Origin of the sequence: Agarivorans sp. Toyoura001, assembly GCF_005405585.1 — a bacterium.
Taxonomy (GTDB): domain Bacteria; phylum Pseudomonadota; class Gammaproteobacteria; order Enterobacterales; family Celerinatantimonadaceae; genus Agarivorans.
On record NZ_BJEQ01000007.1, the window covers coordinates 137708 to 161586 of the forward strand.

24 protein-coding genes are annotated in these 23879 nt (G+C 45.4%); 14 read left to right on the forward strand and 10 right to left on the reverse strand.

Annotated elements, in window-relative coordinates:
- Nucleotides 1-35 precede the first annotated feature (35 nt).
- Nucleotides 36-1238 carry an ammonium transporter gene (locus FFR00_RS10810; protein WP_137673411.1) on the reverse strand — a complete coding sequence of 401 codons (1203 nt, stop codon included), beginning with the start codon at nucleotides 1236-1238 and terminating at the stop codon, nucleotides 36-38.
- A gap of 495 nt (nucleotides 1239-1733) precedes the next feature.
- Between FFR00_RS10810 and FFR00_RS10815 the strand changes: the two genes are divergently transcribed.
- From FFR00_RS10815 to FFR00_RS10850, 8 genes are all read left to right on the forward strand, one after another.
- On the forward strand, nucleotides 1734-2048 hold the full coding sequence (locus FFR00_RS10815) for a DUF2007 domain-containing protein (RefSeq protein WP_137673412.1): 315 nt from the start codon (nucleotides 1734-1736) through the stop codon (nucleotides 2046-2048).
- Between the two features lie 95 nt (nucleotides 2049-2143).
- Nucleotides 2144-2824 (forward strand): flagellin, encoded by a 681-nt coding sequence (locus tag FFR00_RS10820; RefSeq protein WP_137673413.1) that lies wholly within the window; start codon nucleotides 2144-2146, stop codon nucleotides 2822-2824.
- A 70-nt stretch (nucleotides 2825-2894) separates the two neighbouring features.
- Nucleotides 2895-3140 carry a YecH family metal-binding protein gene (locus FFR00_RS10825; protein ID WP_137673414.1) on the forward strand — a complete coding sequence of 82 codons (246 nt, stop codon included), beginning with the start codon at nucleotides 2895-2897 and terminating at the stop codon, nucleotides 3138-3140.
- A 346-nt stretch (nucleotides 3141-3486) separates the two neighbouring features.
- Nucleotides 3487-5106, forward strand: coding sequence for a methyl-accepting chemotaxis protein (locus tag FFR00_RS10830; protein ID WP_137673415.1), 1620 nt, complete (start codon nucleotides 3487-3489; stop codon nucleotides 5104-5106).
- Between the two features lie 42 nt (nucleotides 5107-5148).
- A complete protein-coding gene (locus FFR00_RS10835) occupies nucleotides 5149-6327 on the forward strand; it encodes a hypothetical protein (protein ID WP_137673416.1) in 1179 nt (392 codons plus the stop codon).
- An 11-nt stretch (nucleotides 6328-6338) separates the two neighbouring features.
- The gene (locus FFR00_RS10840; protein ID WP_137673417.1) at nucleotides 6339-6749 is read left to right on the forward strand and encodes a phosphate ABC transporter substrate-binding protein; all 411 of its coding nucleotides are present in this window, start codon (nucleotides 6339-6341) and stop codon (nucleotides 6747-6749) included.
- A gap of 90 nt (nucleotides 6750-6839) precedes the next feature.
- The gene (locus FFR00_RS10845; protein WP_137673418.1) at nucleotides 6840-7430 is read left to right on the forward strand and encodes a YhgN family NAAT transporter; all 591 of its coding nucleotides are present in this window, start codon (nucleotides 6840-6842) and stop codon (nucleotides 7428-7430) included.
- Between the two features lie 78 nt (nucleotides 7431-7508).
- Entirely contained in the window at nucleotides 7509-7766 is a 258-nt protein-coding gene (locus FFR00_RS10850; RefSeq protein WP_137673419.1) for a hypothetical protein, read from the forward strand.
- A 121-nt stretch (nucleotides 7767-7887) separates the two neighbouring features.
- On the opposite strand, the gene FFR00_RS10855 is transcribed toward FFR00_RS10850, so the two are convergent.
- The 3 genes from FFR00_RS10855 to rsmD are packed head-to-tail and all read right to left on the reverse strand — an operon-like array spanning nucleotide 7888 to nucleotide 10070.
- The gene (locus tag FFR00_RS10855; RefSeq protein WP_161985147.1) at nucleotides 7888-9216 is read right to left on the reverse strand and encodes a hypothetical protein; all 1329 of its coding nucleotides are present in this window, start codon (nucleotides 9214-9216) and stop codon (nucleotides 7888-7890) included.
- The gene (locus FFR00_RS10860; RefSeq protein WP_137673421.1) at nucleotides 9177-9443 is read right to left on the reverse strand and encodes a DUF1145 domain-containing protein; all 267 of its coding nucleotides are present in this window, start codon (nucleotides 9441-9443) and stop codon (nucleotides 9177-9179) included. Before FFR00_RS10860 ends, FFR00_RS10855 begins: the two co-directional genes overlap by 40 nt.
- A gap of 12 nt (nucleotides 9444-9455) precedes the next feature.
- Nucleotides 9456-10070: a 16S rRNA (guanine(966)-N(2))-methyltransferase RsmD gene (rsmD, locus tag FFR00_RS10865; protein WP_137673422.1), complete on the reverse strand. Its 615-nt coding sequence runs from the start codon at nucleotides 10068-10070 to the stop codon at nucleotides 9456-9458.
- Nucleotides 10071-10174: 104 nt separating this feature from the next.
- Here rsmD and ftsY point away from each other — a divergent pair, with 104 nt between their 5' ends.
- The 6 genes from ftsY (at nucleotide 10175) to FFR00_RS10895 (ending at nucleotide 15024) form a co-directional block, all read left to right on the forward strand.
- Entirely contained in the window at nucleotides 10175-11554 is a 1380-nt protein-coding gene (ftsY, locus tag FFR00_RS10870) for a signal recognition particle-docking protein FtsY (protein ID WP_137673423.1), read from the forward strand.
- 36 nt (nucleotides 11555-11590) lie between these two features.
- Nucleotides 11591-12271 carry a cell division ATP-binding protein FtsE gene (ftsE, locus tag FFR00_RS10875; protein WP_137673424.1) on the forward strand — a complete coding sequence of 227 codons (681 nt, stop codon included), beginning with the start codon at nucleotides 11591-11593 and terminating at the stop codon, nucleotides 12269-12271.
- On the forward strand, nucleotides 12271-13230 hold the full coding sequence (ftsX, locus tag FFR00_RS10880; RefSeq protein ID WP_137673425.1) for a permease-like cell division protein FtsX: 960 nt from the start codon (nucleotides 12271-12273) through the stop codon (nucleotides 13228-13230). Before ftsE ends, ftsX begins: the two co-directional genes overlap by 1 nt.
- Nucleotides 13231-13389: 159 nt before the next feature.
- Nucleotides 13390-13920: a hypothetical protein gene (locus FFR00_RS10885; protein ID WP_137673426.1), complete on the forward strand. Its 531-nt coding sequence runs from the start codon at nucleotides 13390-13392 to the stop codon at nucleotides 13918-13920.
- Between the two features lie 86 nt (nucleotides 13921-14006).
- A complete protein-coding gene (locus FFR00_RS10890) occupies nucleotides 14007-14306 on the forward strand; it encodes a hypothetical protein (RefSeq protein WP_137673427.1) in 300 nt (99 codons plus the stop codon).
- A 112-nt stretch (nucleotides 14307-14418) separates the two neighbouring features.
- A complete protein-coding gene (locus FFR00_RS10895; RefSeq protein WP_137673428.1) occupies nucleotides 14419-15024 on the forward strand; it encodes a hypothetical protein in 606 nt (201 codons plus the stop codon).
- Nucleotides 15025-15210: 186 nt separating this feature from the next.
- Here FFR00_RS10895 and FFR00_RS10900 read toward each other — a convergent pair whose 3' ends face one another.
- The 6 genes from FFR00_RS10900 to cobA form a co-directional block, all read right to left on the reverse strand.
- Nucleotides 15211-16560, reverse strand: coding sequence for an MATE family efflux transporter (locus tag FFR00_RS10900; protein WP_137673429.1), 1350 nt, complete (start codon nucleotides 16558-16560; stop codon nucleotides 15211-15213).
- Between the two features lie 90 nt (nucleotides 16561-16650).
- A complete protein-coding gene (locus tag FFR00_RS10905) occupies nucleotides 16651-18456 on the reverse strand; it encodes a bifunctional protein-serine/threonine kinase/phosphatase (protein WP_137673430.1) in 1806 nt (601 codons plus the stop codon).
- Nucleotides 18457-18523: 67 nt separating this feature from the next.
- Nucleotides 18524-19990: a NarK family nitrate/nitrite MFS transporter gene (locus FFR00_RS10910; RefSeq protein ID WP_137673431.1), complete on the reverse strand. Its 1467-nt coding sequence runs from the start codon at nucleotides 19988-19990 to the stop codon at nucleotides 18524-18526.
- Between the two features lie 84 nt (nucleotides 19991-20074).
- Nucleotides 20075-20419 carry a nitrite reductase small subunit NirD gene (gene nirD / locus FFR00_RS10915; RefSeq protein ID WP_137673432.1) on the reverse strand — a complete coding sequence of 115 codons (345 nt, stop codon included), beginning with the start codon at nucleotides 20417-20419 and terminating at the stop codon, nucleotides 20075-20077.
- An 11-nt stretch (nucleotides 20420-20430) separates the two neighbouring features.
- Nucleotides 20431-22980 (reverse strand): nitrite reductase large subunit NirB, encoded by a 2550-nt coding sequence (gene nirB / locus FFR00_RS10920; protein WP_137673433.1) that lies wholly within the window; start codon nucleotides 22978-22980, stop codon nucleotides 20431-20433.
- A 10-nt stretch (nucleotides 22981-22990) separates the two neighbouring features.
- Nucleotides 22991-23839 (reverse strand): uroporphyrinogen-III C-methyltransferase, encoded by an 849-nt coding sequence (gene cobA, locus FFR00_RS10925; RefSeq protein ID WP_137673434.1) that lies wholly within the window; start codon nucleotides 23837-23839, stop codon nucleotides 22991-22993.
- Nucleotides 23840-23879: the final 40 nt, after the last annotated feature.

Below are 23879 nucleotides of genomic sequence, written 5' to 3' on the forward strand. Positions count from 1 at the left end.
TTCGCCCTAGTACGCTAGGGCGAAAATAGAATGGATTAACGGTCTTTATTAGTTGCGCTGATTTTGTGAATTGCTAAGTCAGCACCGTGGAATTCATCTTCTTCTGATAAACGCAATCCAGCGAGTTTGTCTACTAAGGTGTAAACAACAAAGCCACCCACTAGTGCTACCACTACACCCGCTAAGCTACCCACTATTTGACTCATCAGTGAGATGCCACCTAAACCGCCTAAGGCTTTACTACCAAAGATACCAGCAGCTACGCCGCCCCACACACCACATAAGCCGTGTAGTGGCCAAACACCTAATACGTCATCTAGGTTTGAACGTTGTTGTAACCAAGTGAATACCCAAACAAACAATGCGCCAGCTATACCGCCAGTGATTAATGCGCCAATAGGATGCATTAAGTCTGAGCCTGCACACACGGCAACCAAACCCGCTAGCGGACCATTGTGAACAAAACCTGGGTCATTACGGCCTACAATTAATGCGGCAATTGTGCCGCCAACCATGGCCATTAAGGTATTTACTGCAACTAAGCCGCTTATGCCGTCCATGGTTTGAGCCGACATAACGTTAAAGCCAAACCAACCTACGGTGAGTACCCAAGCACCAAGCGCTAAGAAAGGAATGTTTGACGGTGCAAATGCAACACCTGGTTTTCTGCCCTTACGTGCACCTAGAATCTTAATGGCAACTAAGGCTAACCAGCCACCCATGGCGTGTACAACTACCGAACCCGCGAAATCGTGGAAGGCTGCGCCAAACTGCACTTCTAACCAAGCCTGAAAGCCGAAATTACCGTTCCAGATAACACCTTCAAAAAACGGGTAAACAAAACCAACAATCAGTGAAGAAGCAATCAGGAAAGGATAAAACTTACCGCGTTCAGCAATACCACCCGAAACAATCGCTGGAATAGCCGCAGCAAAGGTCAGTAGGAAGAAAAATTTAACCAGCTCATAGCCATTTCCTTCTGCTAGCACTTCTGCGCTATTAAAGAAGTGATTGCCGTAAGCTAGGTAGTAGCCGATAACAAAGTACGCGACGCCGGAAAAAGCGAAGTCAGTAATAATTTTAACCAAGGCATTTACTTGGTTTTTGTGGCGCACGGTACCTACTTCCAAGAAGGCAAAACCGGCGTGCATTGCCAGCACCATTATAGCGCCCAACAAAATGAATAAAGTGTTTGCGCTTTGCGACAATACGTCGATAGCGTCACTAATATTATCCATTAAAAAATCTCCCTAATTGTTTCTTTTAATATGGTTTGCGCCAAAAAGAAGCAATTTTCAGGCCTTTTGTTAATTTCATATTGAGCTAAAGCACTAAGTTGATGCATTTCAAGGCTTTTAACTTGATGATAACAATGGGGTTACATATTTGGGCTCTGGTTTGGTGCGCGAATTAGTGTGATCAATATTTGCTTTGATCTATATTGGTGCGCTAGCGCTGTGTTTTGGTGCTTGGTTTTGAATGAGTACCAGTAAGCTATTAAGGCATCCTGTTTTGTAAGCGCTATTCAGAACTGTTGGAGTGGCTTGTTCGCTGGTAGAGAATGCTGTTGGGCGATGATAGAAGCCAACAATGAAAAGTTAGTTTAATTGAGTGTTTATCGAGCCTTTATAGGTCTGTTAAAAAGAGTGGGGCAAAGTGAAGCATTTAGAAGGTAACGCAGTTACAAACAAGTTTCCTATAATAGTGTTAATACGACGGATTAAGGAGAATGAATGAGCCAATGGCATGAGTTTTATCGAGCAGCCAATTTTGTAGAGGCTAAATTGTTACAAGGTATGCTAGGAAAAATGGGAATTGATAGTCGTGTAGATGGCGAATACGCGATGGCTGGTGCGGGTGAATTACCCATGGATGTGGTGGAGGTGTCGTTAAAAGTCGATCTTGCTCATTGGGATAAGGCTAAACAAGCAGTAAGAGACTATGAAGTCAATCATAAGCAAGAATGGACGTGCTCTAGTTGCGGAGAGGGCAATCCCGGTAGCTTTGAATATTGCTGGTCTTGTCAGCATGAATTCTCCGCAAAATGAGCGTTCAAAGATGCAGATTTAGTCAACTAATGTTATGCTTAAAAAGTAAACAGCTAGGATGGCTGCTCTAATTCATGTTTGTGTGAGGATATCCAATGGCTATTGGTCAAGTTAACAGCTCTGTCGCCCCTTCTGATTTTTATATGGAACAGGCGAAAAAACGCCAAGAAGAGCAAGATGAAAAGCTCGCTTCTGGCAAAAAGATAAACAGCGCTGCTGACGATCCTGCTGGCCTGCAAATCTCTAATCGCTTAACCACTGGTATTAGTGAGCAAGAAGCCTATGCAAATATTTACCAAAACCAGGTAAGTATCAACAACATTGAATCTGCTCAGTTGCAAGGGACTACTGACCTGCTGCAACAAAACCAGGCCTTGGTTGTGCAAAGCGGCAACGGTATATACAACTCTGATGATATTGCCGCTTTACAGGCGCAAGTTGATGCAAACACGGCGGCTATTCCTAACGCTGGTGATTTGGGCGTAGACAATATTGATTTGAACGATCCCGCTACTGCGCAAGCTGCTTTGCAAGGGGGTCAGCAAACTACCGATGCTAACCAAGCACAATTAGGGGCCTCGAGTAACGCTGCCGAATCGGCTTATCGCTCTACCCAAGCAGCTATTGAAGCGCAAAGTGCCGCTCGTTCTCGTATTCTCGATACTAATTATGCACAGTCTACCTCCCAACAAGCGCAAAACGATGCCCTGTTACAAAGCTCTATACAATCTTACCAACAGCAGTTAGCTGCTAAGAATGTCGAGAAGCTTATCTAGCTTGTTCTAACTCAACATCTAAACGGCGCAACACTGTTACAGTGAGCGCCGTTTTTTTATGGAGGTTGTAATGAGTGAGTCGATTCATGGGCATCAAGTGATGCAGTTGATGTTGGAACAAGGTGGTAGCTTTACGTCAGCTTCTCTTGAAGAATTAATGAAAACTACTTTTGGCGCAGACAGTAAATACCATACCTGTCGCCAGAAAGAGATGAACGCCCAAGAGCTAATTGTATTTTTGGCTGAACGCGGAAAGTTTGTTGAAGCCAAACAAGGCTTCACAACTTGTGAATCTAAAATCTGCTCGCACAAATAGCCTCCTCTTTTTAAGGGCCTACTCAGGCCCTTTATCTATATTAATCACTATTAATTTAGTTATAGCTGAAATAACTTGCTATGCATCCCTGCTATGGTGTTTAATTCATCTTTCTTTGCTATTTTCGCTATTGAATCGACATATACACCTATAATTGCATAGGCAGCTAGATTTTTAGTCGGAACAGAAAACAAATCATTTAATCTATTAAGGTTTCTGATATTAGTTAAACGTGTGTTTTAATTGTGTCAGGTTTCTTTTACGTAACTAGATTGTTATCTAAATAAAAACGCAAAAGTGACGATATATAAGCTATCGATACTTGTATTCACATGGAGTGGTATAAATGGATTTGGCTCGACGTCTAAAAATAAGCCATAAGGTAGGAATTCTTGCAGCCATCGCTGTACTGGGGTTCGCCGCTTACCTTATAAATAACATATTGGTTCAGCAACAGAGCCAGTTCAGCATTGAACAAATTAGAGATCAATACTTCCCTGCTCTAGATACCGCCACTGTTGCTCAAAACACTCTATATAACATTGATCAGCTATTGCAAACTGCAGTAACCACAGGAGAGGAAGAGTCTCTTGAAAGTGCAGATACACAACAACAGCTACTTAGAAGTAAGCTGAATGAGTTACTTGAGATCTTGCCTAGTGCTCGAAAAGAGGTAACGCACCTGCAAAGCTTGCTTAATAACTATTACGGCCAAGCAAGGTCGATTGCATTAAGTTTGGTCGATGGCAGTGCTGATTTCGCCACTTTGCCAGCTAAAGCAGAGCGCTCAGCAGCCATATTGCAAGAACTAACCACAGGTATTGCTAACTTAAGGGCTAATACCGAGCAAGCTTTTAATCAAACCATTGATGGCACTATCTCTAGCTCTCAGTCGGCGGTTACTACAGGTATTATGCTGGGTGTAGTCACCATAGTGATAGTGATTTTTGTTGGCATTATGACCACCAAAAGCATTGTTAACTCGATTGCTCAAGTCACCTCTTCTTTGCGCGAAATTGCAGAGGGAGAGGGTGATCTTACGGTGCGTGTGGATTACGACGGTAAAGATGAAATTGCTACTTTAGTGCATTGGTTTAACCAGTTTATTAGCAAAATGCAGATAAGCATTGCCACTACCACTGAAACCGTTCAAGCCCTACAAGATGTGTCTACCCGTTTAATGGAAACCAGTAAACATACGGCGTCTAGCATTGAGTCGCAAAATCACTCGGTAGATGCGGTAAGTGCTGCAATTCAAGAAATGACTAGCAGTGTTCATCATATTGCAGATTTTGCGTCGCAAGCCTCGGAAGAAGCCTCGTCGGCTAATGGAACGGCTCAAGAAGGGAACCAAGTTGTAGAGAATACCATTTCGGTCATTAATGATTTAGCAGAAGAAGTGAACAGCACCGCTAAGGCCATTAATCAGCTGGAAGCATACACCAGTAACGTGGGGGTTATTCTTGATGCAATTCGTGGCATTGCCGAGCAAACCAACTTGCTAGCGCTAAATGCCGCGATTGAAGCGGCGCGTGCAGGCGAACAAGGGCGTGGCTTTGCGGTTGTGGCAGATGAAGTTCGCACCCTAGCGTCTCGTACACAAGACTCAACCCAAGAGATTCAGCAAGTACTTGAAGAACTTCAAAAAGGCTCTGGCTCTGCGGTAGAAGCAATGAACCGTGGTATTGAGCAAGCCGGTTTAAGTGTTGAGCAATCAGCACAGGCGGGTAAATCGTTAATGGATATTACTGGCAAAGTAGAATCAATTCATGCAGTTAATGAACAGATTGCAGCGGCAACAGAGCAGCAAACCAAAACCTCTGACTTAATTCATAACAGTGTTAATGATATTCAACAGATATCTCTCGCAGTGGCGAAAAGCTCTAGTGAAATAGATAACGTCAGCGAGGATGTAAGGCAAGTAACTCAGCGTTTAAGCGAGGTTATTAGCCAGTTTAAAGTGTAATAAAACCAATTGTATATAATAAAAAAATAAAGGAGATGCCCCATGGATTTAAGGGCGTGGCAGATGTTACCAATATGCTTATTGAGTAGCGCAGCAATGGCAGACGAAGCTCTCGAGCAACGAGTAAATGATCTCGAGCAAGAGGTGCAGGTTCTTCGTGAACAAAATCAGGATAGTGCCTTTGATAGAATCAGCTTTAACGGGTTCTACAGCGTGGGTATTAATCAAGCAAACAACAACTTAGGTTACGCAGGCTCTACCGACGAGTATGATTTTAATAATCTTACTTTAGTGGGTTTGCAAGGTGACTTTGCCCTAGCCGATAGCACCAGTGTAACAGTGCAATTAGTGGCGCGTGGTGAAGACGACTTTAGCCCAGACGTTGAATGGGCTTACCTAAAACATACCTTTGACAACTACATTACAGTGCGTGGCGGTAAATTACGCCTACCTATGTACATGTACTCAGATTACCTAGAAGTAGGTTACGCTCAGCCGTGGGCTCGTCCGCCTGAAGAAGTTTATGGTTTTGTACCCTTTAACTCTTTTGTGGGTGTAGACGGTAGCTACGACTTTGAGTTTGATAACTCAACTTTAACGCTACAAGGTTTTTGGGGACAGTCGGAAGAAGATGGCACTGACTACGATGATATTTTAGGCGCCAACCTTACTTGGGCAATTGACGATTTCACTGTACGAGCAGTTTATGGCGTAACTAAGATTACCGTTTCTCCAACTAATCAACCTGATGCGCAAGTATTAGCAGAGAAGAACAAGTCTGATTTCTTAGGCGCGGGCTTTAGCTATGACAATGGTTCCTTGTTAGTGGTATCTGAAGTAACGCGTGCAACCGTTGAAGGTGGCTATTCAGATGTAGACTCAGGTTACCTCACTTTGGGTTACCGCTTTGGTAAGGCTATGCCTTACGGCACAGTAGCTGGCATGAAAACTCAAGATGATGATGAGCGCGTAGACATCATGTTACCTGTTGGGCCAGATGGTGCTTTGGTACCAGTTGATTCATCATTCATCTACAGCGGTAAACGTACCTCTTACTCTTTAGGTTTACGCTATGACTTATTGTCTAATTTAGCCGTGAAGTTTGACGCTACCTTAGTCAATGGTTTTGGCGATACTAACGGCCTAATGGCAAGTAAAGTAGCGGGTGCCACTGAAGATAGTACTACAGTTTATAGCATCGTATTTGACGGCGTATTTTAGGAGGGAGTCATATGAAAAATCTATTATTGGCTCTTTCTTTGAGCGTATTTAGTCTTAGCAGCTTGGCTGCTCCAGTGGTTATTGCTAACCCATCAGGCCCTGATGCTTTATCTAAAGCGGAAGTGAAAAAGCTATTTTTAGGTAAGCTTAAAAAATTGCCTAATGGCACTGCTCCTGTGGTTATTGAGTATAAAGAGGGCGACCCTTTACGCGCTAGCTTTCATGATGCTGCCACCGGCAAAAGTGAAGCTCAACTGCAGGCTTATTGGTCTAAGTTGATCTTTACAGGTAAAGCTAAGCCACCTAAAACAGCAGCTTCTCCATCGGTAGCAGTATCGGAAGTGGCAGGCAATGCCGCAGCCGTGGCATACGTTGACGAAGCTGATGTGACTGATGCGGTTAAAGTGGTTTATAAACCGTAAATAAAGCTAAGCTTAAAAAGAGTCAGGGTGTTATGCTCTGGCTCTTTTTTATTTCTCAGACAAAATTGTCGTAAGTTAGCGAGTTAACAAATGGATATGTTGTCGGCAGCGGTGATGCTGTTTTTGATTATGGATCCGCTAGGAAACATGCCCGTGTTCCTAAGCATGGTAAAACACCTCGACCCTAAACGCAGGCGCATTGTGTTGTTGCGTGAGCTGGTGTTTGCCTTAAGTGTCATGTTCGCTTTTTTATTTGCCGGCGAGCAAATCCTTGGTTTCCTTAATCTGCGCCAAGAAGCGGTGAGTATTGCCGGTGGTGTAATCCTATTCCTGATTGCCTTGAAAATGATTTTCCCTCAACCCGGTGGCGTGGCAGGTTTGGCGGCAGGCGAAGAACCCTTTTTAGTGCCAATGGCCATTCCAATGATCGCTGGGCCTTCGGTACTCGCATCGTTAATGCTGTTAGCGAACCAAGACAATACTCGTATGCTTGATTGGTCTTTAGCCTTGCTAATTGCTTGGGGAATCAGTGTCGTTATTTTTCTCAGTAGCGGTGTATTGCTAAAACTGCTTGGCGAGAAAGGCTTAAAAGCTATGGAGCGCTTAATGGGTATGTTGCTGATTATGCTGGCGGTACAAATGTTCTTAGATGGCATTGCCGACTACTGGCAATCGCTATAAGCTCAGATAAAAATAATTGTGGATTGCTCTGTAGATAGGGTCACTCACGTTAAAGCTGTTGATACGAAGTAATGGATTATGGATAAATTCGAAAAATGGGTTAGGAAAACCTATGACCCGAAAATAGCAGACTGGAAAAGACCAACGTTACAGATTTTAAGTGTGGCAATGACTATTGGAACCTTAGTCGCTGCGTATGCTCAAATCGAACATAGTTGGACAAATGAAGGCGTTTGGCTTCTTATTCTCCTATCAGGAGTAATCTCAATAGTCGGTCTTTTTGTTTCTATCTTTTGTAAGGATTTTTGGGTGGCTTTCTTGCTTGGCAACCTATAAATATAGTTAATCGGTAAGGGTGATTAATGCTTAGGCTAAATATGCTGTCGTCGCTATTGGTCATCGCAAAGTCACCCTAGCTAGTTATGTTGTTAGCAAACGATAGCCGACAGGTGTGAGATTAATAGGGATGATTGATACCTAGGCGAAATACACTGTCGTCTCCACTGGTGGCAAAATCACCACGTAATACAATGCCTTCCATCATCACTCGAATACTGCCGCCAATACTGTACTTCATATCTTGGTGAAGCGTGGCTAAGTTATATTCATCGGCTACTCGGCCAATTTCGGCAAAGGCAACCCAGTACCACGCTGGCACGTTAAACCAGTTCACAACGGGCACTTTAGGCAGCGGGTTCCAGTTAGGGGTAAAGCGGTATTCTGCAGAGTAATAGATCATTGAGCGATCATGGTAACGAGCGGTTTCGTAACCCTTTAATCTGTCCATTCCGCCTAAACGAGAACCAGCAAACCACGCCGGGCGATGGTATTGCTGTTCGCCATTGTTGTAAGAGCTGTGATTCCAGGTTGGCGTATCTGAAGTCGCCATACCAAAAGCTAATACTTGGCTTTGTGCCCAAGATGTTTGTGGCAAGCTAATGTACTTAGATGCCGAAAATTCCCACATTGTCCAAGAAGGCCGGCCTGAGTCTCCCCAATCTCGCGTCACATTGAAACGTTGGCGACTGCCCGCTGTGGGGTTTTGATGGTAGTTACGGTTGTCGTATTCCAGCTCTAAGGCTAAGCCCGCTGAAGTATTTGAATCTTGTAATTGGTTATACTCACCAACGTCTTGTTTCCAATAAAAAGGTTCTAACTGGATAATGGTGCGCCCACTGGTGAGCGGATTCCATTCTTTAGCGCCCGCTTCATAACCTTCCATTACTTCACCGCGCTTAACTCTAAAAGTATGTACCGGAGAGTCTTTACCGTGACCTATAGGCAGTAGGTAGCGAAACCTAAAACGGTATTCTTGGCCTTTTGAATGAGTGTAAACTCGGTTGCTCTGGCTAGAATCATTGCTGCCTGCGCGCTCGCCAGAATATTCCTCGTTGCCGTTAATATATTGCGGGTCACGGGTAAAATTGGTTTGGTACAAGGTGGTATCAAAAAATACCCGATCGGCAAACGGTAGTTGATAGTCACCGCTATACAAAAAAACCATCCAGCTGTCGTTGGAGGTGACAGTTGCGGTGGCAACCAGGCTGGAACTAGGTTGAATATGCCCGGCGGCACCAACACCAACACCCACTCCCCATTGCAAATTCTCAGTGTAATAGGCGTAAGGTAAAACTTGAGTCCATGCGCCACTGCGTTGATGTTTAGCGTCATCAATAATGGTAACGCTCATCGCCCAAGTGGGTAGGCTTAGTACACAAACACTAAGCAAAAACAGCTGGCGTAGTATCAAGGTTGTTTGCTCTTCATTCGCTTGTGTATTTGCCACATTGCAAAAAAACCGAAGAATAGTATTCGCAGGTTATCACCTTTTTGCAGTACACCGGCTTCGATCAAGGTGCCGCGAATAGCCAGCAATTGCACGCCATGCAGTAGTAATAAAAATGCACCGACTAAAGGTAAAATCCAATTGTAGGGAGGTACAAAAATCATCGGGCTAAGTAACATAGCTAGCCACATAGCAGCCATAAAGGCTTTGCCAATTTTAATGAACATAATCTGGGGCTCTTAACTTAATTGATATAAACGGTAATTTACTTGGCCGGCTTGTTTGCTTTTAATGCACGACCAATTGGCGGGTAACTCAGGCTCAGCGCCTTCGTTCTCAAACTCTATATAAACTAAAGCATCGGCTTTTAACCAGCCGTTTTCACTGAGTAAACGACAGCTTGGTTCTAATAAATCACAGCGAAAAGGGGGATCGATAAACACAATATTGTAGCCTTCGCTGGGCGTTTGTTTAAGCCACTGTAAGGAATCACCATTCACCAGCTTGGCGCGCTCACTAGGCAAATCGAGTAGTTGTAAGTTTGCCTTCAATTGTTTCGCTGCTTGTGCATCTTTTTCCACAAAGGTGGTAAAACTAGCAAAGCGTGATAAGGCCTCAAAACCTAGGCTGCCACTACCAGCAAATAAATCTAAGCAGTGGCTATTAGTTAAGTAGGGATTTAACCAATTAAAAACGGTCTCTTTTACTCTGTCGGTAGTCGGGCGTAAGCCTTCACTATTCAGTACTTTAAGTTTTCTACCGCGCCACTGACCCGCGATAATTCGCACTTGGCCACTACCGTTGGAGGATTTGTTGCTTTGATTTGCATGTTTTCTTGAGGAAAGCCGTGCCATTTACTTAGACCATTGTGAAACTGTGATAATATCCGAGCAATATTGACTGGACGTTGGCATTGTAACAGCCAACGTCGTTTACTGGTAAAAAAGGTTTTGCAGTAATGGCAAAAAAGAAGGGCCTATTTTCTTGGTTTGGCCGAAAAAAAGACGATGAGCAACAACAATCCAGCGATCCCGCCGCAGAACAAACAAACAACGAGCAAAATGCTGAGTTAGCCGCTCAAGCAGAACGCGAAGCGCAAGCCGAACGCGAAGCCCAAGCAGAACGCGAAGCTCAAGCAGAACGCGAAGCTCAAGCAGAACGCGAAGCTCAAGCAGAACGCGAAGCCCAAGCCGAACGCGAAGCTCAAGCCGAACGCGAAGCTCAAGCCGAACGCGAAGCTCAAGCAGAACGTGAAGCCCAAGCAGAACGCGAAGCTCAAGCAGAGCGTGATGCTCTAGAGCAAGCCGAGTTAGCTGCCCAGCAACAAGAAGACGCTGAGGCAACCGTCGAAGCCGAACAGCAAGTTAGTTCTGAAGCCGCAGAGCCAGTGAAGAAAATGGGACTGTTTGCGCGCTTAAGAGCAGGCTTAAAACGCACCCGTAAAAATTTAGGCTGGGGCTTCTTTTCGCTGTTCAAAGGGCGAAAAATTGATGATGAGCTGTTTGAAGAGCTAGAAGAGCAGTTGTTAGTGGCAGATGTGGGTGTGGACACCACACTCAAAATTATCGAAAACCTCACTAGCCACGTTAAACGCCGCGATCTTCAAGATGGCGAAGCGCTCTATCAGCAGCTTAAGTTAGATATGGCGGGTATTCTAAGCGAAGTAGAAGCGCCAATAGATTTAGATAGTGCAGAGGGGCCTTTTGTTATTTTAATGGTTGGCGTAAATGGCGTGGGTAAAACCACCACCATTGGCAAGCTAGCCAAACAATATCAAAGCCAAGGTAAATCGGTAATGCTTGCTGCGGGTGATACCTTCCGTGCTGCTGCGGTTGAACAGCTACAAGTTTGGGGTGAGCGAAACCAGATTCCGGTGATTGCTCAACATACGGGTGCCGATAGCGCCTCGGTGATTTTTGATGCTTTTCAAGCAGCTAAGTCACGAAACGTAGATGTATTGATTGCCGACACAGCAGGCCGCTTGCAAAATAAAGCGCACTTGATGGAAGAGCTGAAAAAAATTGTACGCGTAATGAAAAAGCTCGACGATGCAGCGCCTCACGAAATTATGTTAACCATTGACGCAAGCACCGGGCAAAACGCCATTAGCCAAGCTAACTTGTTTAATCAAGCGGTTGGACTTAACGGTTTAACATTAACCAAGTTAGATGGTACTGCTAAAGGTGGTGTTATTTTTGGTTTGGCTGACAAGTTTGGTTTGCCGATCCGCTACATTGGTGTGGGCGAAGGGATTGACGATTTACGAGAGTTTGAAGCTCAACCTTTTGTAGATGCGCTATTTAGCAATGATGACAGCGAAGATAGCAACGAGAAATAAATCAACACTGCTTAGAAAGTAATAAAAGGTCTAGGAATGATCCGGTTTGAGCAAGTAAGTAAAATTTACCCCGGCAGTCAGCGCGCTTTGCAAAAAGTGTCCTTTCAGTTGGAACAGGGAAAAATGGCATTTTTAACCGGCCACTCTGGTGCGGGGAAAAGTACCTTGCTCAAATTGATTACCGCCATGGAACGGCCTAGTGACGGAAAAGTATGGGTAAATGGCGATGACATTAGCCGTATCAGCCACCGTAAAATTCCCTATTTACGTCGCCAGATGGGCGTGATTTTCCAAGATCACAAACTGCTTATGGACCGCACCGTGTTTGACAATGTCGCCCTGCCGCTGGTTATTGAAGGCTACAGCATGGGTAACATCAAACGCCGAGTGGCCGCCGCGCTAGATAAAGTGGGCTTGTTAGATAAAGCTAACTGCACCCCAGAAATACTCTCTGGTGGTGAACAACAACGCGTGGGCATTGCTCGCGCAGTGGTAAACAAACCCGCTATTTTAATCGCCGACGAACCAACCGGTAACCTAGACCCTGCTTTATCGTTAGATATTTTCCGCTTGTTTGAAGAGTTTAATCGGGTGGGTGTGGCGGTTCTTATTGCGAGTCACGATTTAAGCTTGATTGCCAAATTGCACCATCAGCGCTTAGTGCTAAAAAATGGTCAGCTGCTTGATTCCCCTCACCAAGCTGCGGAGGCACCATAATGGCCGGAGCAAAACCGCAAGTTAAAGTTGCCCTACATGTACGCTTCATGATGTTTTGGGTAAGGCACTTGCAACAAGGCATTGCTAGCCTTGGCGAATTGTGGCGCACACCTGCCAGCTCTATGCTTACCTTAGCAGTTATTGGTGTTTGTTTGGCGCTACCTGCCAGTTTCTACCTTGCCACCAAGAACGTGCAGCAACTCACCAGTTATTGGAAAAGTGATGCGCAGATAAGTTTGTTCCTCAAGCAAAATATCAGTGAAGCACAGCGTGATTCCCTGCAAAAAAATATTGCTAGCATGCGCCAAGTGGCCAGTGTTGAGCTAGTCACTAAACAACAAGGTTTAGTCGAATTTCAAGAAAATAGCGGCTTTGAAGATGTGTTAGCGCTGTTGCCAGACAACCCGCTACCAGATGTATTGTTAGTGCTACCCAGCCAAGACTTTAACAGCGCAAGTGCTGCCAAAACGTTACTCGATAGCTTGCAAGAGCACAGCCTAGTAGACGAAGGCCGTTTAGACGTTGAATGGCTGCAACGCCTCGACACCATTGTAAGCATGTTGCAACAAGCTGCCTGGTTACTGATTATTCTGCTGCTTACCGCGGTAGCGTTGATTGTAAGTAATACACTACGGCTGAATATTCTCAGCCGACGCAGTGAAATAGAAGTGATGAAGCTAGTAGGGGCCACCGATGCCTTTATTCAACGGCCATTTTTATACACTGGTTTTTGGTTTGGTTTAGTGGGCGGCTTAATGGCTTGGGTACTGTGCAACATTTTGTTGATTTGGACAGAATATGCCTTGCAACAAATAGGCTTGTTATACCAGCAAGACATTTACCTATCAGGCTTAGATCTACAAGAGTTCGGCTCGCTGATGTTGTTTGCAACCTTGCTAGGATTAATCGCTTCGTGGTTTTCGGTTAATCGCCATATTAAACAAATTGAGCCTAGCTAAGCGTTAAGCGTAATGGAGCTTACCAGAGCAGCGTTGTGGCTATGCTCCATTACGTGTTATAGCAACCCACTGATTATTACAAGTGTATATAAAGAGGAAAAACCTAGTGTAAGCAAGGAGCTTTTCTCTTAGTCAGTTATCAAGCCTCAGGGAATTATCGTGCTAGATAAAGCAATTTGTAAAAGGGATGCAATATCAATCGCTACGATGCTTGAAGCAGGGCTAATAGACTATAAGCATTACATGTGCTGGGTAGATGAGCGGATGTTGCTTGAGGAAGAACCTGATTTGTGGGTCATAGAATTAGCAGCTACTAAGGATACTCAGGCAGCTATTGGTCATTTGAACTCTTATGCCTATTCAGAGCCGTTTGAACAATTCAATTCCGAGTCATGTAACGACGAGTTTGTTGCAAGTCAATGGCTTCGATATAAGAGAAAAGAAATATCTTGGGCTATTTTCCTCCAAAAGAGTGGAGACTATACGGATGGAAACTATGCGCGGGAAGATTGCGACTATTTCTACTATATGTTGAACGACTTTGAAATCAACGACTTCTCTGAGCAATTAGAAATTAAGCAAAGCAGCACAGTAAATAAACTATTCAATGATGTCATTCAAACGACGGCAAGTAAGTACAATGAGTTTTTACCGTATCTTGATAAGTATCGGGAATCATATGAGGCTTAGCAAAACAATCTTGTGGGAACGGTTTACGCTTCGCTTCAATTGCCTGCAAATTGTGGTGTTGTAAATTTTAAGTGTCGGAATCCAAAATGAAGCGTGTCGAATGCAGCATACATGGTCTACAGCAAGAAACTTTTGTTTGTCAGCATATTGTTCAAACGGTGAAGGACGGAGTTCCTCGTGGTTTCTGGTGGGCTAACGATCCTGATAACCAAAGACCTAATGCTTGGTGTTCAGCTTGTGAGATGAAAGTTCAAGAAACAGGTGGCGAGTGGACTGAAGAAAGTGAATCTTTTGCAGGTGTATCGCTGCTCTGTGGTGCCTGTTATGACCTTGCTATAGAGCGCAGCTTTTCTCAAAAGCGACCTTGGTGGAAGTTTTGGAGATAGGAATTATAAAACTGAAGTCCGCTAACTCATCGTATCGTTCGTTGGTTCTAAGACTATGTTGCGGAAAACCGCTTACCTTCGGTCGTGGCTATGGCGTTGCATGAAGGTGCCTATGATGAAGAGTAAACTGGAATCTTTACCAAATAGCTTGTCGGCGTTTAAAGAGTATGCAGGCGAGATTTTAGAGCAATACCCATCAAAAGAAGAAGAAAACGTATTGCTTATCGGGAATGACGTTTCTGTAGCCCCTTTGTTCTACAAAGCTATAATCTGGCCTCCTACCAGTAGACACTCGATAGCTAGGTACGAACAAATTCATGAGATAGAGATACCTATAGCAATTAAAGAACTTTTAGCTATTGCTAACGGAATTGAAGTTCTTAGCTTACGTATTTGTGGGTTGTCTAAATCGATGCTTAATGACCCCCCCACATTAGATAGATCTGTTAGGCCTATGTGCTTGGACTTGCACATTCAGAACAAGACTAATAGAAAAAACGGATACTTTTGTTTTGCCTCCTCGCATTGGAGCAGCAAAGAAAACGTTAATTATTTTGTGACGCCTGAAGGCGACTTTGTCGCTTTACTCAAAAATGGCAAAGAAGTAGGCCGTTGGGATGCTCCAGAGCCTTTTCTGTCCGATGCTATATCGCAGGCAATTGAATACGATATTAGTCACGGTGAAGGCAATGAAAAACCGTGGTGGAAAATGTGGTAAAAATGAAAATAGTCCCCCATCTCATATCTTGGGCGCTCCGCTCGCTCGTGCCCTAAACGTTACATTCAAAACTTAACTCGTTTATGTCCAATGATGAATTAGAAAGTGATTAGTGTATCGTTACTTTTTGGCATCAATCAAAGCCCCACTAAAACGATCAAATTTTATTGAGAGCTGTCACAAAGCCTAATCTGGCGCGAGCTTTCGCTTCCACTTATCGCTCTTCCAGCGTCGCCAGTTTATTTGGCTACGAATAAACTCATCAGCCACGCCTGCTAGTAAAATGGCATACAAGCCCCAACCTAGATAAATCCCTGTAAAGTAGGCCAGGGGCACCGAGAATAGCCAGGTAACTGCAATGGCGTTACTGGTCACAAATACTGCGTCGCCGCAGCCACGCAATACGTTACCGCTGATAATGTTAATGCCTCTTAAGGGCTCGTTGATACTGTGAATCAAACAAACCACCAGGCCTAAGGCCAATACTTCCGGGTTATCGGTGAAAATACCCAGCAGTGGTTGATGAAAAACAAAAATAATAGCGGCCACAATGCTAACGGCAATAAGCCCCCAACGCAGGCCTTGGCGCATTTGTTGGTGGCAGCGTTCGAAATGGCCAGCACCAGCCAGTTGGGTCACCAGCATGGTATTGGCAATGCCTAATGCCACTAGCATCATGGTGCAGTAAACGTAGATATTGAGTGCGTAAATGCGCACAGTGAGAGAGGTTTCGCCTAGTTGCACAATCATCAAGTTCATAATCATAACAAAGCTTTGGTAAGAAAATGGCTCTAGCGCCGAGGGCACGGCAATTTTTAGAATAGGCTTTAAGCTAAGGCTGGGCTGTTTTAAGGCGTCAGCCAATGGCAATTTCACTTTAATCAGAAATAGCACCACCACTAAACTAAAACTTAAGCTAAGTACCCAAGCAATTAAACTCGCAATGGCCACCCCGGTTACGCCCATTGGGCTTACACCAAACCAGCCCAGCACTAATATGCCGTTACCCACGATGTTAGTGACCAGCATCAGCGCTGCGGAGATAGTGTTCCAGTGGGATTGCCCGTAACTATTACAGATATTGGCCAGCGTCATGCGTAGGCCCATAAAGCCGACACCTGCGCCAGCTAACACCAAGTACTCTGCGGCCAAGTCACTCATTGCAGGTGGTAGGCTCATCCAATGACCGATGTTATTGGCTTGAGTAACAAAAAATAGGCCACACAGTAAACCCGCTAACACTCCTAAGATAAGCAGGCCTGCCAGCATTAAATTGGCGCGAAGGTAGTTTTGCTTGCCCATGTATTGTGAGGCTAAACTGGCACCTGCAATGCCAGTGGCGGAAAAGAACACGATGGCCATGGAAAACCACGGCATTATCGCGCCTACCGAAGCCGCAGCTTGGTCTGATACCTGGCTAAGAAAGAGTGCGTCAAACACCGGTACCGACATGTTTAGCATAAACTCGCCAAAGATCGGCAAGGCCATACCAAATAGGCCTTTTTGTAGGGTTTTACTTTGAGTCGTAGAAGGCATGCTGACCACCAGCTAGCAAGAAACTGAGCTTATACTAGGCACTTCACACCATCGCGGCTTTTATGTAAATCAACTTTTTGTTAATGAAAATTAACTAAGTTGGCTGACCCATTGCCAAATCACCACTATCAGCAATAGCAGGCTGGTTGATTGCCAAAAACGTACTGGGTTACGTTCAATTAAGGGTTTGGCTTCGTAGCTGGCCTTGAGCTTGGGGTTTGCGTGTTGTAAGTCGTGAATTAGCTCCGACAAACTTTGGTAACGCAGCTGGGGTTTGGGGTTACAGCCTTGCTCTAACGCGGCGTCTAGCCAATCGGGCATGTCGTTACGGTAATGCTGAATGTTTTGGTAATGCCAATCGCTATAGGTTCGTTGTGCTACTTGTTCGCGACGAGCAGTTTTGTAGGGCAATTTGCCGCTGAGCATTTCGTAGGCGATCACTGCAAAAGAGAAAATGTCACTGCGGTGTCGGCCGGTTTCTCCCACTAAATACTCTGGTGCAATATATTGCACCGAGCCTACAGGCGTGGTGGTTTTTTCGTTTTGCTCTAGTTGTTCGGCTGATTGTACGGTGCCAAAGTCGACCAGTTTAAGTTGGTCGTCGGGGGTAATAATAATGTTTTCAGGTTTTAAGTCGCGGTGCACCATTTCATAACGGCGTAAGGCTCGTAGCGCTTTGGCGAGCTTTTCAAGCATGCGCACCACTTGCGTTATTGGCGGATGAGGATGTTTGTCCATCCACTGGCGCAGCGTGATACCCGGTACATATTCGGCCACTAAATAGCAGAATCGACGCGTGCCGGCGGGTTCAAAGGTGCGCATAATATTGGGGTTGTTTACCACGCGGCCGACCCATTCTTCGCGGGCAAAACCAGCAAAGTATTCCTGGTCGCCACTCATGCTGCTGTCGGGGGCTTTGAGTATTCGAACCTTGTTGGTGCTAAGGCCCGCTTCGTCTAACTCTTCGACTAAATAAACGTGGCTGCGCGGCGAGGTATGCAATATCTCGCTAACTCGATAACGGTCAATTTTGTTACCTATGGCCATTACCGGCGGCACGGGTAGATGCAGTAACTGAGCACGACTCTCGTCTAACTCTGCTTCGGGTACATTATCTACCTTGACTAACATTGCACTGATGTTGTCATCACTGCCAGCAAATTCGGCGGCGTTTACGATGGCGTTGGCGTGTTCTTCTAAGCTATCAAATTCAAGTTTGAGTAACTTGATCAGCTGTTGTTCGCTTAATGCATCATGCACCCCATCACTGGTTAGCATAAATAAATCACCGGTTTCTACAGCATGGGTGGAATAGTCTAACTCTAAGCTTGAATCCACTCCCATGGCACGAGTGAGGTGGTTTTTTTGCTTGCCACGAATTTGTACATGGTCGCGGGTGAGTTGGCGAAGTTTACCCTCCCTGAAGCGATAAATACGGCTATCGCCAACATGGAACAAGTGAGCAACTCGAGATTTAATAATCAGTGTAGAAAGGGTGCAGGCGTAAGAGCCGGTTTGCTTGCCTTGTTGAAATAGCCAGTTATTGAGTGACTTGGCGACTTTGGCTGTGGACTTGTTTACCGACCAACTCTCGGGCGTGGCGTAATAATCTTGTACAAACTGAGTGACCGAGATTTGTGCGGCTACTTTAGCGTGTTCGGCGCTGCTTAAGCCGTCGGCCAAAATGGCGACAACACCTTTGTAATAGCGAGTCCAAGGCTCGGGTATTTTGGCTACACAGGCATCTTGGTTCTCTGGTTTGGGGCCAGAGATAGAGGCGCCCCCAAAGGACGCCTCTAACTTATTGCTAGCCACAGAGGTGGTTGCTTTTTCGCTGTTACTAACTCGGTTTTCAGTGGTGGGTGTTGCCACTGTAGTTTGTTGACTTGCTGTCATTAAGCTTGCGTTCCTTGGGTAAAAGCAATGTGGCCCTTGCAGGCACACACTGCCTTACGGGGCTGGCTTAGCTTACGTTGATAAGCGTTACTTCGCCGTCTGGACCAACTTCTGCAATAGTGCCCTTCGGCTCTTCTAGAAGCAACAAGGCAAAGAAACCCAGTACCGCAGTGGCACCAATCACGTAGAAGAAGGTTTGGTAGCTCACTAGGCTAAGCACGGTTAAGTAGAATACTGCACCTACGTTGCCGTATGCGCCTGTCATACCCGCAATTTGACCGGTTAAGCGACGCTTAATAAGTGGCACTGCAGCAAATACTGCGCCTTCACCGGCTTGTACAAAGAACGAACATGCCATAGCCATACCTACCGCTAAGAATAGTGGCCAGGTGCCATCAATTTGGCCCATACCGAAATAACCTAAGGCTAAACCAGCAGTTAATACTAATAGGGTTTTCTTACGGCCTACGCGGTCAGAAATCCAACCACCACCTGGGCGTGACGCTAAGTTCATGAAGGCATAAGCAGAGGCTAATAAACCCGCGTAAACCATGTCTAATTCAAATACGTCACTGAAAAACAGTGGCAGCATAGACACTACAGCAAGCTCTGAACCAAAGGTGGCGAAGTACAATACGTTAAGTACGGCTACCTGTTTAAATTTGTACTGTTCAATCTCTGGAACTGGCGTAACAAAGATGTTTTTGTTTACTTGATAGGTTTTCCAAAAGTCCAGTACGTAAAGCGCTGCTAAACCTGCGTAACATGCATACACGACTTCTTGGCTTAACATGCTTACACCCGCTGGCGAAAGCTTCCATGCCAGTAGTGCTAAGGTGGCATACATAGGCACTTTCATGATTAGCAGTAGTACAAAGTCGGCCTTTGTAGTGACTTCCATTGCACCAACATTTTTAGGTTTGAAGTAAGTCGAACCCTTTGGTGTATCGGTCACGTTCTTATAGAAAACTACACTGAACAGTAGGCTAATTAAACCGGTAAGGCCTACCGCGTAGCGCCATCCGTCTTCACCGCCAAAAATCACTGCAAGAGTTGGTAGTAACATTGCCGCAGCGGCGCTACCAAAGTTACCCCAGCCGCCGTAAATACCTTCTGCGGTGCCAAGCTCTTTAGCTGGGAACCACTCTGATACCATACGAATGCCTACAACAAAACCTGCACCAATAAAGCCTAAAAGAAAACGGGCTAGGGCGGCTTGCTCGAAGCTGTTAGCGAAAGCAAACATGAAACAAGGGATGGAACATACCGCAAGCAAGGTTGAGTATGTGATACGTGGACCAAAACGGTCAGTGAACATGCCAATCACAATTCGCGCTGGAATGGTTAAGGCTACGTTCAAAATGAGTAGCGTTTTTACTTGGCTAGAGGTTAAACCCAAGCTGGCCGCAATACTGGCCATTAACGGTGCGTGGTTAAACCACACCAAAAAGGTAATGAAAAAAGCTACCCAGCTCATGTGGAGAATCTTCATTTTTCCGGTGAAGGAAAACAGGTTAAATCGTTCTGCGCTCATAGTAATGTCTCGTAAAAAAAGTTAAAGCGTCTCTCACCACGTCGATATTCGACGTGGTTTATCATTGTTTTTTTATGGTGTTTTTTAAGCGGCGATTTTTATCGCATCGCCTTCAATCTTGACCTGGTAGGTGGGGATAGAGACGCTTTCGTCGTCTAAACACTGGCCTGTTTGCAAGCTAAAGCGTTGCTTGTATAACGGTGATGCCACCATTAATTCGCCTTTGAAATCACCAATTAAGCCGCGTGACAACATGTTTACTTTGCCAAATGGGCAGTAGTTACTCAGGGCGAATATTTGGTCGCTAATGCCTTCCCAGAAGATGGCGATTTGTTTGCCTTTGACCAAGGCACACACACCAGTTCCTGGGCTAAGCTGCGATTTGCGACAAACTTCTGTCCATGTTTCAGTTGCTAATTCACTCATCATTACTCTCCTTGTTATGGTGCTTCTACAATTTCGATGGTTTGAATACGCTCTTCTTCGGTAGCAGGGCGACGTTGGCCACGCTCACGAACGTATTGCAAATTGTTGTCTGGTTCATCGGCGTTAATAAACTGGCTAAAGCGGGCAAGTTTCTTCTCATCGTTTACCGTTGATTTCCACTCGCACTGGTAGCTTTCAACTACGTGGTGCATGTTCTGCTCTAACTCTTCACAAATGTGTAGCTTGTCTTCTATAACCACCTCTTTTAGGTAGTCTACGCCGCCTTCAAGGTTTTCTAGCCAAACAGAAGTACGTTGTAAACGATCTGCGGTACGCACGTAAAACATTAATACGCGGTCGATGTAACGCATTAGGGTTACGTCGTCTAAATCGGTGGCGAATAAGTCGGCATGTCGAGGGCGCATACCACCATTACCACATACATAAAGACCCCAACCGCCTTCAGTAGCAATAATGCCGATATCTTTGCTTTGTGCCTCAGCGCACTCGCGAGTACACCCTGACACACCAAACTTAATCTTGTGTGGCGCGCGTAAGCCTTTGTAGCGATTCTCTAATAGAATCGCCATGCCTACACTGTCTTGTACGCCGTAACGACACCAGGTTGAACCAACACACGACTTAACGGTACGTAAAGACTTACCATAGGCGTGGCCTGTTTCAAAACCGGCATCAATTAATTTGCTCCAAATTTTTGGTAGCTCGTGCAGTTGCGCGCCAAATAAATCTACCCGCTGACCACCAGTGATTTTGGTGTAAAGATCGTATTCTTTGGCAACTTCACCCAGCACAATCAATTTGTCTGGAGTGATTTCTCCACCGGCAATGCGTGGTACTACAGAGTAGGTACCGTCTTTTTGCATATTACCTAAGAAGATGTCGTTGGTATCTTGCAGGCTAATGTGGTCGTCTTTTAGAACGTAGTCATTCCAGAAGGTGGCTAAGATTGAACCCACTGCTGGTTTACAGATTTCACACCCGTGGCCCTTGCCATGTTCGCTAAGTAGCTGCTCAAAGGTTTTAATCTTTTTCACGCGAACAATGTCGGCGAGCTCGGCGCGCGAGTGAGCAAAGTGCTCACAAATGTCGTTGCTCACTTCTACGCCTAAGTTTTCTAGCTCGGCGTTCATTACTTGCACCGCTAATGCGCTACAACCACCACAACCTGTGGCTGCACCAGTGGTGGCTTTAATATCGCCCATGGTGGTGGCGCCATCACGTACTGCTTGGCAAATTTGACCTTTGGTGACGTCGAAACATGAACATATTTGAGCGCTATCTGGCAGCGAATCTACGCCCATTGCCGCGGCGGCACCTTCTTCTGAAGACGGTACTAATAAATACTCTGGTGCAACCGGCAGTGGCATGTCGTTTAAGAACAATTGTAACCAGTTGCCGTAGTCATCGGCGTCACCGACTAGCACGGCACCTAATAAGCGGTCGCCAGCAGCATTGGTGACTACTTTTTTGTATACCTGACGGGCTTCGTCACTTAGGCTGTAGCTTAATGCGCCTTCGGTATTGGCATGTGCATCACCAATACTGGCTACGTCTACACCCATTAATTTAAGCTTGGTGCTCATATCGGCACCAGCAAACTCTTTAGCTTGTTCACCCGCAATATGGTCTACAGTGACTTTTGCCATACTGTAACCTGGAGCGACCAAACCGAAAATTTTACCTTCCCATAAAGCACATTCGCCAATTGCGTAGATGTCTGGGTTAGAGGTTTGACACTGATTGTTAATAACGATGCCGCCGCGAGGACCAAGCTCTAAGCCTGTTTCGCGAGCCAACTGATCTTGCGGACGAATACCAGCAGAGAACAAAATCATATCGGTATCTAGGCTGCTACCGTCGGCAAAGTTCATGCGGTAACGGGTATTTTCGCCTGCCACAATTTCTTTGGTATTTTTCTCGGTGTGAACTTTTACACCCAGCTCTTCAATTTTGGTGCGAAGAATTGCGCCGCCACCGTCACATACTTGTACGGCCATTAGGCGAGGGGCAAATTCCACTACGTGAGTTTCCATGCCTAGGTCTTTAAGTGCTTTAGCGGCTTCTAAGCCTAATAAACCACCACCCACTACCACACCTACTTTTGAATTCTCGCCAGATTTGGTCATTGCTTCCAAATCTTCGATGGTGCGGTAAACCAGAATGTTTTCTTCAGCGGCTTTGTCTTCTGGGCGAGGGATTGGCGGTACAAATGGATACGAGCCAGTGGCTAATACTAATTTGTCGTAGCTTTCGCGACGACCGCTAGCGGTTACCACAATCTTTTCTTCAGGAAGGACTTCAATCACTTTGTCGTTTACAAAGTATTGCACGCCGTGTTCGTCGTAGTACTCAGGAGAGGTCATCATCAAGTCATCTGCGGTTTTACCCGAGAAGTAACTTGATAACTGCACTCGGTCGTAAGCCAAGCGTGACTCTTCGCTAAACGTTGTTACTTGAACTTGGCCTAGCTTGTCTTGCTGTATCAGTTGGTCAATAAAATGGTGACCCACCATGCCGTTGCCGACAACAATGATACGTTCCATGTACTCTCTCCTATGCGCTTAAAGCAGCGCTATTTTCTAATTCAAATTGGTTCTGATTCGCGTCTAACTTGGCTAGCCAATTGAGTTGCTCGCGCAGTGATACAACTTCACCAATTACAATTAATGTAGGGGATTGCAATTGATGTTCACTGGCGAGCGTAGGTAACTGGTCTAATTGGCCGGTAACAACGCGTTGATCGTTTTGGCAGCCTTTTTCTATTAGTGCGGCGGGTGTCTGGGCACTCTTACCAAAACGTTGTAGCTGTTGGCTGATTTCAGGCAAGCTGCTCAGCCCCATATAAAAAACTAAGGTGTGGTCTAACTGGGCGAGTTGAGCCCAATCAATATCTAATTTGCCATCTTGTTTGTGGCCGGTAATAAAGCTGCAGCCAGTGGCTAACCCGCGGTGGGTTAGTGGAATACCGGCATAGCTGGTACAGCCAGATGCGGCAGTAATACCAGGAATGACTCGAGCAGGGATATCGTGTTCATGTAATACACTTAATTCTTCGCTGCCGCGGCCAAATACAAAAGGGTCACCGCCTTTAAGGCGACAAATACGCAAACCTTGTTTGGCTTTGTCTACCATGTATAAATTAAGTTGGTCTTGCGGAATACAGTGATTGGCTTTGGCTTTACCCACGTATATCGCTTTAGTGGTCGCCGGAATTAACGCTAAGATGTCTTGGCTTACCAAGCGGTCGTAAAGCACTAAGTCGGCTTGCTCTATACTGCGTAAAGCCTTGAGTGTGAGCAGCTCCGGATCGCCAGGCCCAGCGCCTACTAAATCAACCATGGCTGCTTTAACCTGTTGATTGTGGTGCTTATTTGGATGTTGGCTAATTCTTTGTATGCTCATGTCACTACCCTAAAACTGCTTATGTCAGCTATGACGCAAT